General features: G+C 30.9%; 14 protein-coding genes. All 14 read right to left on the bottom strand.

What is annotated here, in order from left to right; all coding sequences use genetic code 11:
• Positions 1-49: 49 nt before the first annotated feature.
• Positions 50-310, bottom strand: coding sequence for a hypothetical protein (locus G600_RS0101535; RefSeq protein ID WP_027430356.1), 261 nt, complete (start codon positions 308-310; stop codon positions 50-52).
• Positions 311-448: 138 nt separating this feature from the next.
• Complete coding sequence (locus tag G600_RS0101530; RefSeq protein ID WP_027430355.1) at positions 449-1,522, bottom strand: hypothetical protein; 1,074 nt, start codon at positions 1,520-1,522, stop codon at positions 449-451.
• Positions 1,523-1,696: 174 nt separating this feature from the next.
• A complete protein-coding gene (locus G600_RS0101525; RefSeq protein ID WP_027430354.1) occupies positions 1,697-3,895 on the bottom strand; it encodes a hypothetical protein in 2,199 nt (732 codons plus the stop codon).
• Between the two features lie 292 nt (positions 3,896-4,187).
• The gene (locus G600_RS0101520) at positions 4,188-6,167 is read right to left on the bottom strand and encodes a YgiQ family radical SAM protein (RefSeq protein ID WP_027430353.1); all 1,980 of its coding nucleotides are present in this window, start codon (positions 6,165-6,167) and stop codon (positions 4,188-4,190) included.
• Positions 6,168-7,284: 1,117 nt separating this feature from the next.
• Positions 7,285-8,217, bottom strand: coding sequence for a hypothetical protein (locus tag G600_RS0101515; RefSeq protein WP_027430352.1), 933 nt, complete (start codon positions 8,215-8,217; stop codon positions 7,285-7,287).
• Position 8,218: 1 nt separating this feature from the next.
• On the bottom strand, positions 8,219-8,914 hold the full coding sequence (locus G600_RS0101510) for an ATP-binding cassette domain-containing protein (RefSeq protein WP_027430351.1): 696 nt from the start codon (positions 8,912-8,914) through the stop codon (positions 8,219-8,221).
• Between the two features lie 9 nt (positions 8,915-8,923).
• Positions 8,924-9,436, bottom strand: a complete 513-nt coding sequence (locus G600_RS0101505; RefSeq protein WP_027430350.1) for a stage II sporulation protein M — start codon at positions 9,434-9,436, stop codon at positions 8,924-8,926.
• Positions 9,423-10,085, bottom strand: coding sequence for an ATP-binding cassette domain-containing protein (locus G600_RS0101500; RefSeq protein ID WP_027430349.1), 663 nt, complete (start codon positions 10,083-10,085; stop codon positions 9,423-9,425). Before G600_RS0101500 ends, G600_RS0101505 begins: the two co-directional genes overlap by 14 nt.
• Complete coding sequence (locus G600_RS15605) at positions 10,079-10,813, bottom strand: hypothetical protein (protein WP_155885914.1); 735 nt, start codon at positions 10,811-10,813, stop codon at positions 10,079-10,081. The genes G600_RS0101500 and G600_RS15605 overlap by 7 nt, the downstream gene beginning before the upstream one ends.
• Positions 10,814-11,498: 685 nt before the next feature.
• Positions 11,499-12,023, bottom strand: a complete 525-nt coding sequence (locus tag G600_RS0101485; protein ID WP_027430347.1) for a hypothetical protein — start codon at positions 12,021-12,023, stop codon at positions 11,499-11,501.
• 70 nt (positions 12,024-12,093) lie between these two features.
• Positions 12,094-12,297 carry a hypothetical protein gene (locus G600_RS0101480; protein WP_027430346.1) on the bottom strand — a complete coding sequence of 68 codons (204 nt, stop codon included), beginning with the start codon at positions 12,295-12,297 and terminating at the stop codon, positions 12,094-12,096.
• A gap of 295 nt (positions 12,298-12,592) precedes the next feature.
• Complete coding sequence (locus tag G600_RS15320; RefSeq protein WP_278244382.1) at positions 12,593-12,742, bottom strand: DUF488 family protein, N3 subclade; 150 nt, start codon at positions 12,740-12,742, stop codon at positions 12,593-12,595.
• Between the two features lie 4 nt (positions 12,743-12,746).
• Positions 12,747-13,103 carry an arsenate reductase family protein gene (locus tag G600_RS0101470; protein WP_027430345.1) on the bottom strand — a complete coding sequence of 119 codons (357 nt, stop codon included), beginning with the start codon at positions 13,101-13,103 and terminating at the stop codon, positions 12,747-12,749.
• A 16-nt stretch (positions 13,104-13,119) separates the two neighbouring features.
• Positions 13,120-16,926, bottom strand: coding sequence for a helicase-exonuclease AddAB subunit AddA (addA, locus tag G600_RS0101465; protein WP_027430344.1), 3,807 nt, complete (start codon positions 16,924-16,926; stop codon positions 13,120-13,122).

Genomic DNA, 16,926 nt, shown 5'->3' with positions numbered 1-16,926 from the left:
GCAACTTTGATTGCAGGCTTATAAAATCTATCAAGTAAGATTGATTATATTAATTATTATTTAAACCAAACTTATATGAAACTTCAGATTTATCATCAATCTTTCTAAAAACGTTAACTACTGCATTAAGAGCAGCAACGAAATCTTCTACCTTCTCAACTTCTACTGTAGCAATCTGACCTTCATCAGATAATTCAACAGACTTACACTCGCTAGCTGTTTCTTTAATTCTATCTTCTACTTCTTTAATCTGCTCTTCTGTCTTTAAGAGCTTAGAACTTTTAATTTTAATTGCATATGTTCTCTTCATATCTACTAGTCCTCCAAACTAATTAAAGTTTTACGATTCTAAGACTATTGGTGAGCTGCAAAAATACACTATTCTCTTAAAATTCCAATAATCGCGTATATAATTATATATCAGCACTTATTAATATTCAAGAAAATTTTAACTTAGTCTAGCTTTAGATTTAATAATAACAACTAATAAAGAGATAAAAGATACAGCAAGTAAAAGATGAAAATCCAACTTATTATCAAAGGTAACTGGTACGTTATAAGTTATTTCATTTGTAACATTTGCATAAGTATTATTAGAAGAATTATCAACTACTAGATCAGAGCTTGTTAGTTCACTATCTTCATAGACAAAAGCCATTGTACAAAATTTACTAGTAACAATAGTATATGTCTCATTTTCACTATCCATATCCTTTAATTCAAATGTCTCAATAGTTCCATCTTCAAGAGTATGACTGGCAAGTATACTAAAGTTAGATGACTTCTCAAGTAAAGTTTTTGGTAGGTCAAATGTAATACTAATAGCTTTTGTTAATTCATTTACATATATTTTCTCTCCATCTATTACTTTAATAAGACTTAACTTAAAATAGCTGGCCTTATTGTTACCATTAATTAACTCCTGAATTGCCTTTCCACCAGCAGTTTCCCTATTGATTTCATCATTATCTGTATCGATTTCAATTAAGAAAGATAGACTACTACCCTCAAGAACTTTCTGGATTTCATCCTCCGTCAGAGCATATTTTATCAAATCAGTTTCAGTGGTATTTAGGGTGATTCCATCTAATTGGAATTTAATGTTTCCATTTTCAATCTGATCATTTAAATACAAATCTAAGCTTTCACTATTAGATATATTAAGGGCTGCAACAACAACTTTAGTGACAGAACCTAGTTTAATAGTAATTGTATAATCACCCTTTAAAGGAGCTACAATATCATCAACCATTACAAAATCCGTAGTTGTTGTAGTTTTCCCATTTATTGTGTATGAAACAATCAAGTTCTTTGGAAGAATTGCCCTCACTTCAAGATTAGTAGATATACCGTCTTTAAATACGACGCTAATTTGATCACTAGATGTTAATTTATCATAGCCGCTAGGTGTATCAGCGTAGGCTCGTGACATATTAAAATGCACAACAAAACTAAGCATTAATACAAGCCCTATTAATGCTTTTAATCTGCCAATTATTCCTTTATAAGTACGCTTATTCATAATAACGCCCCCTAAAAAAATCAGCATATATCTCTTTAATTTTTCACATCCTTTGCTAATTTAATTTTAAAGTATTTTTAGTATATTGTCAATTTTATTCTAAAAGAATATATAACAAAAGAGCAAAGAGACATATAAAATGTCTCTCTGCCCTTTTAATTTAGTGTAACCCTATTATTGGAATTCTTTTCTAAATGCTACAACTAATACTGCTCCTGCACTTACAGTAATTATAAATGTCCATAATACATTTCTAAGATCTGCAGTCTGAGGAGATACATCTCCGTCATTTAATACAACTTCTGGTTCTATAATAGGTGCCTCAATTACAGGTGCCTCTACAACTTCTTCATCAGCATATACTAAAGCCATTGTACAAAGCTTAGTTGTTGATGCTGTAAATGTTGCATCATCATCATCAATATCAACTAACTCAAATGTTTCAAATGTTCCATCAGCTAATTCATGACTTGCAACAAGTGTGAATAATCTACCTTCATTTCTAATTTCTTCTGGTATATCAATTGTAAATGAAATTGCATCACTAAATTCTGTTATTGAAGACTTATTTTCTTCATCGTCATTGAAAATCTTATATAAATCTGCTGTAAAATAATATGCACTTTCATTAGTATTTAAATTGCTTTCAATCAACTGTCCACCAGTAGTATCTTTAGCATCTGATGTTTCATCAACTACAACTTCTAATCTTAAATCAACTTTTTCACCTGCTAAAACTCTGATAATTTCTTCTGGTGTTAATGAATTAGTAATTACAGAAGCATCAACTGTATTTACCTTAGCTTGTAATTTAGCAGCTGTACCATCCTGCTTTACAGCAACATTAGCATCTCCTAAATCAATAGCTTCATTAACATACTTATCAAGTTTTTCTGTCTCCATAATTTGAATAGCAGCTTCAACTGTTGAGATTGAATTATTATTAATTACACTCTGAGTCTTAGGTGTAATATTAGAAACCTTAGTAACTAACTCTTTAACACCTGTAGTACCATTAGCTTTTACATCTCCTGTAATTGCTTTTGCTGCATCAATCTGCTTAGTATATCCTCCATATGAAATTGTAATCTTAGTATCTCCCTTACTTGGATCTACATATGGGTCTACTAATTCAAAATCTGAAGCTGTAATGCTTTTACCATCTAATATATAACCTACTGCAATATCATCCTTAGTAAATGTCTTAGCTAGAACACCTGTATATTTGCCTCCATTTATTCTTGCAAAGATAGCTGATTCCTCTAATTTCGTTGCTGCATCAATCTGCTTAGTATATCCTCCATATGAAATTGTAATCTTAGTATCTCCCTTACTTGGATCTACATATGGGTCTACTAATTCAAAATATGAAGCTGTATGGTTTACACCATCCAATGTGTAACCTACTGCAATTTCATCCTTAGTAAATGTCTTAGCTTGAACGCCTGTATATTTGTCAGAATTTAATCTTGTATATATACTTGATTCTTCAATTTTAACTGCAGCTGTAATTACTTTTTCAATATACGAACCATCTACGCCTACTTTAGCTGTTATTGTTACATCCCCTGTTTCAGGGTTTACTTTGTTATCAGATAATTCAATTGATGGTACTTTATAAGTAGTATCACCGTCTAATTTAATTACAGCCTCTAATAATGAAGAATTAACAGTTCCAGCTGACCTAAGTGGAGTAAAATTCTCTTTAAATTTTACTTCTACATTATCTGAAGTGTATTCAATCTGTTTAGTTGTATATGTGTAGATATAGAATGGACCTGCACCACGAACACCACCACGACAACAATTATAATACCATGCCTTATTATTATCATTGTACTTTATAGTACCATATGGGCAGTAATCAAAACCTTTTCCACCTTTACTTGGTTGTACAACAAAAACACTATCTTTATTATTATAATCAATACAATAGTCCTTACCAACTGCATTTGTTATATCAGTATCTCTTGCTGTATTAGAAGGGTAAACTAAATTTTCAAATACTTTTATACTATTTAATGTTGTTGTATCACTTGCCAATGCAATTGGTCTAACTAACGCAGACCCATCGGGAAGTCCCAAAATAACATCATTAGCACCATATTTTTGTGGTATCATTGCTATTTCCGTTTTACCTGAAATTTCACTTACAGATGTTAACTCCACAAAGTTAGTCAAAATATTAACTTTAATTGAACCTTTTGAAGTTGTATCACCAGAAGTATTCTGATTTGATTCACCAACATCATTTGAAGTTGTACCATCTGCAAATGCTCCAACTTGACCTGTAAAGACTACCAGGTTAAACACCATTAAAAAGGCTAAAATCACTCCGACAACACGCTTCATTTTTAAAGAAGAATTTTTCATAAGACAACCTCCTAATTCACGCCCAAGGATTGTTCTAAATTTCCATAAGAATAATTTAGAATATACGAATCCCTATTTAAGAGTTACACTAGATTTAAGTATTAAATTCTCACGTCGTTAACATGGGCTTAGTATATCAAAAGAAAAAAAAAATAGCAAGTACTATTACCACTTTTTTTGAAGATTTTCTAAAATCTAGTACTTATGTCTTAGTTTAGTATGTAAAAAAGACGAGGTGCTAACTAGAAAGTTATACCTCGCTTCTTATTTATCATCTAATTTGTCACTTAATTTATCTTGTTTTCTTATGTCCATTAGACTTTTTATTATTGATTTTTTTATTTATCTTAGCTGGCTTAGCCCTATCTTTACTGCTATTTTTACTCTTATCCTTACCTTTATATTTATCTTTATTATGTTCGTTATTATTCTTGTTTTTATCCTTACCCTTAGATAATTTATAAGTATAAGTCATCTTACGTGGTGGAATAAGACATTCCTCACCAAAACCAATAAGTTCTTCTCTACCAGCTTCTTTTAACGCTTCCTTTACAATATCATAATTTTCCGGTTTCCAATATTGAATTAAAGCTCTTTGCATAGCCTTCTTATGCGGATTATGTTCAACAAATACAGGTTCAAGAGTAAATGGATCAAGTCCTGTATAATACATTGTTGTTGATACTGTACCTGGCGTTGGATAAAAATCCTGCACCTGCTCAGGGCTAATATGATGCTTCTTTAAATATTGCGCAAGCATAATAGCATCCTCTAATCTTGAACCTGGATGAGATGACATAAGGTAAGGAACAATAAACTGATTCAAGTGTAATTCTTCATTTACCTTCTCAAATTCCTTGACAAACTCATTGTAGATTTCAACTCCAGGTTTTCCCATTTTAGATAATACGTTATCTGAAATATGCTCTGGTGCTACTCTTAACTGTCCACTAACATGATATTGACATAGTTCCTTTAAGAAATCTTTATTCTTATCAGCAACTAAAAAATCATATCTAAATCCAGAACGAACGAATACTTTCTTAACGCCCTGTAATTTTCTTAATTTACGAAGTAGGCTCAAATAATCGGAATGATCTACATTTAAATTAATACATGGCTTAGGATATAGACAACGTTTGCCAACACAAGCGCCTTTAGTCATCTGCTTAGAACAAGCTGGTGCTCTAAACTCAGCTGTTGGGCCACCAACATCATGAATATATCCCTTAAAGTCAGGATCTTCAATCATCTCCTTAGCCTCTGTAATAATAGATTCATGACTTCGTGCCTGCACAATTCTACCTTCATGCATAGTTAAGGCACAGAAATTACATTCTCCATAACAACCTCTATTAGAAGTTAAGGAAAACTTAATTTCCTGTAAAGCTGGTACCCCGCCTGCTGCCTCATAACTTGGATGATAAGCTCTCATATATGGCAATTTATATACATCATCCATCTCAAGCTCTGATAGAGGTAGTGCTGGCGGGTTTTGTACTACAAATGTTTTTCCACCGTAACACTCATACATAGTCTTTGCTTGAAATGGATCGGTATTCTTATATTGAAGGGCAAAGCTTCTAGCATATTCTCTCTTATCATTTTCAATAGTCTCAAAATCAGGAAGTCTAATAGCATCATATATACTATCCTCGTCCCTTGTCTTATAGACTGTTCCCTTAATAAAGGTAACATCCTTTACATCAAGTCCTGAATTTAGGGCATCTGCGATTTCAACGATTGAATGCTCACCCATACCATAACTAATAATATCAGCACCTGATTCTAGTAAAATGGAACGTCTAACGGAATCTGACCAATAATCATAATGACCCATTCTTCTTAGAGAAGCCTCTAAACCACCGATAATGATTGCATCTTTCTTATAAGTCTGACGAATAAGATTACAATAAACTATAACTGCTCTATCTGGTCTCTTACCCATAACACCACCTGGTGTAAAAGCATCTGTACTTCTATGTTTCTTAGCTACTGTATAGTGGTTAACCAAAGAATCCATATTTCCTGATGAAACCAAAAAGCCTAATCTTGGCTTACCAAATACATCTATAGATTTAGGATCTTTCCAATCCGGCTGAGCAATAAAACCAATCTTGTAACCATTAGCCTCTAATACTCTTGTTATAATGGATGCACCAAAAGAAGGATGGTCAACATAGGCATCGCCACAAACGTATACGAAATCCACCTGATCCCAGCCTCTTTCTAACATCTCTTGTTTTGTAATTGGTAAAAATCCTGTATTCATAAAAATCCTCTTTATCTATCTTGATTTGCAGATGTTTATCTTAATCTAATTATAGGGTAAATGCAAGTTTGTGTGAAGAGAGATTAGGGTTCCCTTTACTGCGCTCGGGAAGTTGTTATTTAATTAAAAACACGCTTTCGCTATCTAGCTACCTAGCGCTACTAAAAAGTTATCTTCGTTTCACTTGATAACTTTAAGGAGCGAGGCAGCTAGTAATGTTTTTAATTAAATACAACTTTCCCTCGCTCACATAACTACAACCTAAACTTTCTTACACAAACTCAATTTACATCTATAATACGTCTACCTATCTACAATATAATAACCCATACAATCTACTAATGCAGAAAATTTCATAGGTTATCATTCTTACCAAATGTCGCCGTAAAGCCCCTCGCTTTAGCTATGGGGATATAAGACGGTCATCTTATTGCGTAACGAACTATTGTTTGGTATAATATCGGTGTTGATATTATAGACAAGAACAAGTCTTTAAAACGCTAAGAGTGTAGAAGTCGTCTGCACTATAAATACCAACACAATACAGTTCTTTGATAATTGTATATATGTGGTTGCATAGCAAAGGGCTATGCGTAAAATATACACCGCTCAAACAAAACTGGGATGCATGGTAACAGTGCATCTGCCTACAGAACTATATGTTCTGCTGTAGGATGGGTGATGGCACACCCATATCTGACACTGCGAACTACGAGAAATCGACTGTTCAGTTGCCCTGCAATAAGGTAGTCAGAATCCCCTGCCTTTAGGCATGTGGAGTGTCAAAACTGGTGTTTTTATTAGTTGCCGATTATCTAATAATCTTTCTAGCTTATCTTCCTCTGCTTCTATAAATTAAATAAGAGTTAAAGCTAATTGATACTCTAACTCTTAGTTTAATGATATCTTAAACAATTATCAAATTCTTAATTTACATAAATCAATAAAGTTCTCAAAGGATTGGGAAAACGAACCGCTATTTAAGTCATGTACAAATTAACAAGGTTCTCAAACACACAACTTACACTTCAATCTCACGTCCCATATTCACTGCGTAGATTACCTTCTTCTTAACTTTACTAGAATCTTCCATAATACATTAATTTATTTTTGTATTTTATAAATACTTCTTTTTATTGCCAAAATAATAATTTAGTATAATTGATAAAATATAAAACATAATAGTAAATACAAGCATTACTACTATAAATGAAGTTTCTTTCTCCAATAATTCTTTATATCCTAAAGATAATGCTTTGAATGGTAATAATTTTTCTAAGTACTTATTATTTAACATTAGACTAATATTATTATTAAAAAATACCCATAACGCAATCAGTATTAATGATAATTTATCGCTTTTTGTTATTGTTATTAAGAGTACAAAAAATGAAGCATACAAATTGATCTGTAGTAAAATGACTAATATTTGATAAATAATAATCCTTATTATATTTACAATTTCAAATTGTCCATTTAATTCAACTACAGTTTTTAACACATTTCCATTAAAACCAAATCTTAATAAACCTAGCATGAAAGAACAAAAGTAAATAAAGAATACACTTCCAATAGAGATAATAAATGTAGCTATAATCTTAGATATTAGTATTTTTAGAAAACCGCATTTTGAAAAGAAGAGCCTAGTAAGTGTCTCATCTCTTAATTCAATATAGTATAGTCTAGATAATAGCAATAGAACTCCTATAATTATAACAAGATATAACATATTAATTTTTTCCATAAAAAACCAAACATTAGACAAATTTACTGGTATGTTGTTTTCTACACAAAAAGCAATTTTATTAACACTAGTATCAATTAGATTTTGAATTTCTATCGTATCTGACGTTGAATTTAAATCAATCCCATTCTGAGCATTTTTTGTTTCGGCTAATAATCCAACTGAGTAATCATATAACTTTTCGTAAGATATTTTTTCAAATATCAAAGAATACAAACCTATTAACACCGCAATTAAAATTAATATTATGTATGATATTTTCCCTGAAAAAACTTTCTTAATCTCAAAATTTATTAACTTTAGCATACTACCTCTTTATTATATCCTCATATAGTTTATCTATATCGATATCCTTATCATTATTTCTTACGCTAACTTCACCTTTATTAACAAACATAAACTTATCACAAACCAGCTTTAATTCTTGTAACGTATGACTAGACACGAAAACTATTTTTCTATTCTTTCTATACTGTTCAATTAATTTTCTAACCAACAGTATGCCTTCTTGATCAAGTCCATTAAATGGTTCATCTAATAAAACCACATCAGCCTTTCTTATTGTAAGCATTGATATCTGTAATCGTCTAAGCATACCTAATGAATATTTTCTAACAGGTATTTTTTTATCATTTTCTAGTCCAGCTAAACCAATACAAGCATCAATTAAACTTTCTACATTACTAGCATGAATATTATTATAGATTGCCTCAATTTTTATATTATCAACAGCTGATAAATCCCTATATATTCCTATATCATTTAATAGAACTGATATTGGATAATCATTTTTCTTTCTATACTTGGTAAGTGACATTCCATCAAATAAAATCTCACCGTCAAATTCCTTAAGGCCTGATATCGCTTTTAAAAGTGTTGTCTTACCGACTCCATTATATCCAATAAGGCCTACCACTTGCCCACCTTTAAAATCCATATTCATATTTTTTATAATTACTTTTTTGCCATGTTTAATGCATAGATTTCTAAATATTAATTCCACTATAATCTCCTAAAGTATGTAATTTTTAAGCATAAAAGGCGTGATGAAACTTTCTACTAGAGCGGCCATTATTATCATTAAACAATCTATAATCAGTAACTTACCTATAAATTTCCAATTAGCCTTTCTTGATTTTAAGTAATTTAGTATAGATAAAAAAATAATCACACCTAGAGTTGCAGATAAAACAATAGCTGGAACTTCAATTACACCATGAATACCCACAAAAGATATTGCCCTAATAAATGTTGTTTTTCTTCTTAATGAATTAACTACCGCACCCAAAAACACAAATTCACGAAAAAGGTATAAAATAGAATATATACCTGCAGTTATTATTGTAAATAGAATCGCTTCCCCATTTACGACTAAGTTATTTATAAGGATTTCTAGCAAGCTTGGATCTAAATTATAATCAGCCTCTATATTAATATTAATAGTAAAACCTAATAGTATAAATACAATTGTCAAAGCAAAGAAAATACAATATAGCTGTATTGCTTTATTCTTAGTTATATACATTTATAACCTCCAAACTGACCATATCTTTATCTAGCAACTCCATTCTATAATTTGAGAACTTTTGTAATTTTTCATCCCTTGAATGAGTTGAAAAGATTATAATACCATTATTCTTTTCATTATATTCCTCTAGAAATTTCAAAAGATTAATAACAGATTTTTCATCCAAATTAACAAAAGGTTCGTCAAAAAGAATCACCTTCGGCTTTGTTAATAAACTTGTTATAATCTGCATTTTTTGTTTTGTACCCAATGATAAATTCTTGATATACATATCTTTGTATTCTGATACTCCTAAGATATCTATCAGTTCATCTAACAATTCATCAGCTAATACTTCACTGTCAGATAGATTCTTTATTAAACTTATATGTTCCATTAAGCTAAGATGCGAATATAAAAAATCACTGTTATTAATTAAAACAACATTTTTTATAAACTCATTATAATCATTTTCAAGGCTGATACCATTATATGTAATTCTACCTTCGTATTTTATTTGTCCACTTATAATTTTTAGTAGCGTCGTCTTCCCTTGTCCATTTTTTCCAAAAAGCGAAACTATGGCTTTTTGAGGTATACTAAATGATATTGTATTAAACACTTCTCTATCAGCATAATTTTTGTATAAATTATTGACACTCAACATTTTCTATCTTCCATTCTTTTCATTAATACTATGTAAGCTAGTAAAAAACAGCTATAACCACTTATATAAAATAAAAAAGATGCAATATCACCTTTTAGCTTATAAATAGCAAGCCAGTAACTAATAATAATTACAGGTAATCCCATAATGATATAATCTTCAAAATAATCTTTAAGAAGATTTGTATCTAAGTCATCTTTAATCTCGTCTAAATCTGCAGTCATAGGATTGTACATTCTAGACGTGCAAATCATTAACGCACATGTATATATTATAAACGTGATAGCACTAACCAACAGACTAACCCATTCAAATCTACCTGCTATTATTACGCTAACAGCCAAGATTATTACATCAATACAAGACTCACTTAGCAAGAATAAAAATGTTGACTTAATATACTTATTTCTTACTCTAAACTTATTTATAAAATAAAAATTCGTAATTCTCATATCTTGGCTTGAAATAATATATTTGTAATAATATGACACATATACGTTAGTAATTGTTGCAACTAGCGATGCAAATAATATGTAAACATAGTTTCTATCAATACCTATAAATCTAATTCCAACAATTATTAATCCTATAATTACCGTTATTATTTTTTTGTTTACTCTAAAGAAACTACCATTATATTCATAATAAGTCTTCCTTTTTAGTAACTTATAAAATTCACTTTTTTTCTCAACTGTTATACTAATGGTAGTATCTTTTTCTTGCACCAAATCACTATTATCGTTTTTTAGCACTAAAGCGATCATGTCTATTTTTTTATAAAGCTTAAGTAAAACAAAAGAGATTATGAGATTTATTAATAACGATATTAGTGTTATTGCTATTCTTACCAATATGTGACATCTTAAAACAAAGAATATCGCTATCCCACTTATAACTATGTATAGCCACATGTTTTTTGTTAAAAAAAGACATACTATATTTTTTCTTTTTCTTTTACTTATGTTCACCTTTGTAAGAAAGAATCTCAACTCTAGAAAAAATTCTGTTACTTCGTTATTATCAAAGCTATAGACAATAAATAAATTTGTAACAGCACATATAATACTAATTTCAAGGATTTCATAGTTTATAAAATGTGTGATTATTAAACACAATATTGCTAAAAAAACATATTGTAGAACTTCTGTTAAGATATATAAATAGTAAAAAAAAGACACAATATACTTTTTATCTTCATCGACAAAAATATTAATTAGCGGTTTAATTGTAAATGCTATTCTCTCCTCTAGACTTCTTTTTTTAATTAGTCTATGCAATCTAAGATATTCCTTCATATTAACTTAAAGCCCACACAATCGCTACAATACCTACAATGACATTTACAATACAAATAATCAAATTCAGCATGAGTGTCTTCTTTATTTTTTTATTATTATTTTTCATAATTTTCTCCTATATTCTATTAATCAACCAAAAAGCAATACTAATCAAATATTCAATCATTACGGTACATAAAACAGTGATTACATACTTTGATTTAAATCTATTCCTATAGATAGCAAAATATATCAATATTCCTTTTATAACAATTGATAATGGTATTATATTAATAAGCTTAATTGTGTTTATCCTATAATCCCCTATTATTATCAAAACCAGAAAATTAATTACAACTATCAGAAAATCAACCACAAGTATTTTGAATGCATTTTCCTTCATTGATATCTTATTATCTACAATTATATTGTTTATCACTACAAGAAGAAATAAGTCTATAATAACCATAATAAGCAAAAGAATTGTCTGTATTATACAAACTGTGATTATGATAAAGAGATTATTATTGTTTATTATATCTTTATAGTCACTTAATAGAGTTGTATTGCTATTTAGAACATTTCCATAATTAAATACAGATATCAATACATTGATAATCAATATAATTAATATACTCATAATTTTTCTACTTTTGTTCATCTATACTCCTTAAAGATAAGAGGTACCAGGACTGGTACCTCCTATGTGATTATTGATATTGTATTATTTATTACATAGCCTTTGCCGCATATTTACCTGCTGTCTTAGCCACTGTAGTTATTGCAGCTTTATATCCAAGTATTGCTGCGCCAGCCGTTGCACCAATTCCTGTTAATGCACATAAAACACCTATAAATGATGCTACATCTAACGCATTGAGGATAACTGATGCCGTTTCGAAAGAACAACCTATTAAACTAACAATTTTGTTCATATTTTATACCTCCTTTTTGATGTCAATTCTTAAATGTCTTGCCCGGGTATAAAGAATGATATATAATTATGTCATTCTTAATTTTTAAGAATACTAGATTGCTAAAGGCTAAGCTTCAATTAGTCTTTAGCTTTTTTTATTTCGAAATATGATATTATTATATGCGAAATTTAAAAATATTCAATAGTTCGAGAGTCTTATTTTTTTCATATCTATTCTAATTAATTTACTAAAAACATAGTACTTTTTATATATAAAACATATAACCCACCAAAATAGTTTCCTTTTCTATAAATTAAATAAGAGTTAAAGCTAATGCTCTAACTCTTTGTTTAATGATATCTTTACTCTTACCCCTTGGCCAAAGTCTATCTACTAGTATTCTAGTTCCATCGGTTTCTGATACATTTTCATAAGCTCTCTTAATTAAAATCTTATTATTCACTATATCATCTTCTTTGCTTTAAACTCTGCCATTCCTCTTCTTTAAAGCCTAGCAATACGGCATCTTCTGTAATAACTAATGGTCTTTTTACTAACATGCCATCTGTAGCTAAAAGCTTTAGCTGTTCTTCTTCTGACATATCCTTTAACTTTTTAGATAGCTCCATGCTTCTATAAAGTTGACCGCTAGTGTTAAAGAACTTTTTTAATTCCTTGCCGCTTTTTTCATAGGCTTCCTTTAAAGTTTTCTGGTCTGGATTATTTTCCTTGATATCTATTAAGTCGTAGTTAATATTGTTGTCCTCTAGCCACTTTAATGCTTTCTTACAAGTTGAACATCTACTGTAACAATACACCTTCATAAATCTACCTCCTAGACTAAAGCTCAATTTCCTTGCCAAGACCTACTGAATAAATCACCTTTCTTAATACCTTAAGTCCAGTAATCTGCTCTATAGCCATAGCATAGTAATCAAGCTGAATCTTATAACGTTTCTTTAATTCATCAATGCCTGCTTTACCAAATCGAACACGATCTGTCTTATAGTCTACGATTGTTATACCATCATCTTCTATAATAAACATATCTATAATACCCTGAACTAGCTGTCCGTCTACATCAAAGACGAAGGGCTGCTCTCTTCTTAATTTACCAAGACTGCTTGCCCTAGTTGCTAACTTACCTACTTCTGATTTTGTAAATTTATAGATATCCTCTGGCTTTATGCAATCATATTGTTGCTTAGTTATCTTCTCATCCATAAGCATCTTATGAAGATTATCCTTTATATCTTCTAGAGTCTCAACCTTACTATAATCAAGGCATTCAAATATTCTATGATAAGCACTACCTCTTTCATTGCCCACAAGTTCATCCACTGTATTCTTAATAAACTTAGGGACATGCTTATTCTCGTATTCCTTAGTTAGTTCTGTTTCTTGACTTTCTAGATTATCCTTGGATTCTAGGCTTTTCTGTATCTCCATACTAGGATCTACCATAGAATTTTCCTTAGAATCTTCCATAACTTCTTCCTGATCCTTGTAGTCTTCCTTTATTATAGACATGGCTTCACTATCAAAGTCAGCATCTGCCTGCATCTTCTTAAGAGCTGATACTGTAACTTTAACAGGACGCTCTGCCTTAGGGTCAATTACATAATCTGGAAGTGGTGGTAGGCTTCCTTTTTTGAAATCTTCCTTAGTCATGGTTGTTTCAACAACTTCAACTGACTGTGCTTCCTTTACCACATCTGCTGCAGCTAATATATCAATTTGGAAGTCTCCTGTTTGTCGTTCCTTAGGGAGTAGCGCAACTGGAAGCACCATAGCTAAAAAGCTATTATGTTTATTAAGCTGCATATAACTAAAGCCATTGGCGTTATTAACTAGTGTTGCCTCACTTGTTGCTGTTTCAATTAGCTTATTAGCATCATCAACAGCTGAAACCATTATTAATTTCTCTCTTGCACGAGTCATTGCAACATAAAGTACTCTTTGTTCCTCAGCTCTTGCTTCCCTATCAATTCTATTCTTAATTGCTCCCTTTACTATTGTGCTTGTCTTAGTTCTTGTATCTAAGTCTATATAATCCATTCCCATACCAAGATTAGAATCAAGAATTAGAGTTCCTTTAGAGTCTTGTAAGTTATATTGCTTATTAACTCCAGCCATAATAACGATTGGAAATTCTAGGCCTTTACTCTTATGAATTGTCATAATTCGAACTAAATCTTCATTCTCAGAAAGAGTTGATGCCTCTTCAAAATCAATGTCGAATTTTTTCAAACGTTCTATATAGCGTAGAAAATTAAACAAGCCTGTGTAACTTGTCTTACTATAAGCTGCAGCCTTATCAAGGAATATTTCCAAATTCAACTGACGTCTCTTACCTGCTGGCATTGTACCAACATAGTCATAATAACCAGAATTATAAATAATATCCCACAATAGGTCATATACATTTAAAAGATTAGACTTCTTACGATAATCATTTAATTCAGTTAAAAAGACACTTATCTTATTAGCTAGTTGTCTTATTTCTTCTAAGCTAATAGCCTCAAAGGCCTCATCTAATACCCCATCAACTTCCTCTACAATTGCAAGCATCTCATGATAAAGATTAGGATGTTCAAGACAATTTTCTTTCTTTAAATAGCGGCCAAGAACTCTTATATTTACCAAATCTTCTGAATTAAAGCCACCAAAGTATGATAAAAGCGAAGCCGATAAAGGAATTTCTTGCACCGGATTATCTACTATTGTAAGGAAACTAAGTAACACGCTAATTTCCCTAACATTAAAATAGCCCTCACTATAATCACTATAAGCAGGTATATTGTTATTCATAAGAATATTAACAAGTCTATCTGACCAACCCTTATTAGATCTTACAAGTACAACAATATCCCTATAACTTGCTCTTCTATAATCTCCAAGATCTGTATCAAACACATAGTTTTCCTCATTAACTATCTTTCTTACTAAGGAAACTATATGAAGTGCCTCTAATTCCTTATTGTTGTAACTTCCTTCTTCATAGCTAGCTGACATATCTGCATCTAAGCTGTCATCATCATCAGATTCAATAAAATCCACACCCTTTCCATCAATTAGATGTATTTCGCATGGACTATTAGCAAAGCTATTATGGCTACTAGTTTCCGGATAAGGAAATCCAGGGTTTAGGCTAACTTCACTTGTATAGGAAATGCCACAAAAGGCCTTATTAAACACGTTTAAGAATACATCATTAGTTGCAAAAAGTACTTCCTTTCTTGAACGGAAATTCATCTTTAACTCGATTTTCTTAAATTCATCTGAGTCGTATTTATAACTATCGTATTTTTCAATAAAAAGATCTGGACAAGCAAGTCTAAAGCGATAAATACTTTGCTTTACATCACCTACCATATATACATTATTAGGTTCGTTTAATCTAAGCTTTGATACTGCATTAAGAATAACTTCCTGTAACATATTAGAATCCTGATATTCATCAATCATGATATAATCAAAATTCTTAGCTAATTCATTGGCTGTGTCCGTATAAACTATTTCCCCATCTTCCTTTTTTATAAGAATTGATAGGGCCATATGTTCCATATCATTAAAGTCAATAATTCCACGATCTTTCTTAACTGCGGCTAATCTTTCATTGTATTCCTTAGCTAGCTTTATTATGGTCCTTACATATGTGTAGCAATGCTTAACATCTGCTATTAGACCATCATAATCTCTAGAAAAAGTCTTCTTTAATTTCTCAATATATTTCTTATAATCATCCCTGGCATTCTTAACCTGATTTTTTAAATCATCGTCTATATCAGGATTTGATCTAATTGAAGGCATTCTATCAAAGGAGATTCGTCCTAATTTTTCAATAAATTCCTTAAGATTCTTACTTTCAAGTAGACTCTTCATTCCTGCTGCTTCAGCTTGCATGGTTGACTTGTATTTTTCTGGTCCCATTGGTCTATCGCAAATCTCAATCATGCCCTCATATAAATCGGCGTATCCTTCTAGGGATAATACAATACTAGATAAACAGTCCTTTATTGCTGCATTGTCATCATCTGAATCAATGCTTTCATATACCTTTAGAACCTTGTCATACCACTCATCAATCCAGGGATTAGATCTAGCAAGGTCATAGACCTTCTCAATTAGGTCATTAATCTTACTATCATCCCTACCTGTAGCATAAGCTTCCACTAGATTAAGGAAATCCTTATCCTGCTTTTCATAATATTCCTCTATTAAATCATCTAACACATCTGCTCCAAGAAGCTTAATTTCTCCCTGGTCTGCAGTTCTAAAACCTGGATCTAAGTCAATTTCCGAAAAATGATTTTTAATAATCCAAAGGCAAAAACTATCTATAGTTGTAATCTGAGCATTATTAAGTAATGTCTGCTGTCTAAGTAAATTAGTATCAAGTGGATTCTCATCTAACTTAGCTTCAAGTGCCTTTCTAATTCTGTCCTTCATCTCACTTGCTGCTGCCTTAGTAAAAGTAACAACTACGAATTTATCAATATCAGTAACCGGCTCTGTTGTAATCATCTCTACAATACGTTCAACAAGTACGGCTGTCTTACCAGAACCAGCTGCAGCTGAAACAAGAATATTCTTATCACGTTCTTTAATCGCTAATAACTGATCTTTAGTCCAATTCTTACCCAC

Source organism: Lachnospira multipara ATCC 19207 (assembly GCF_000424105.1).
Lineage (GTDB): Bacteria > Bacillota > Clostridia > Lachnospirales > Lachnospiraceae > Lachnospira > Lachnospira multipara.
The sequence above is the reverse complement of the archived record's forward strand: the minus strand, read 5'-3'. Positions and strand labels throughout refer to the sequence as shown.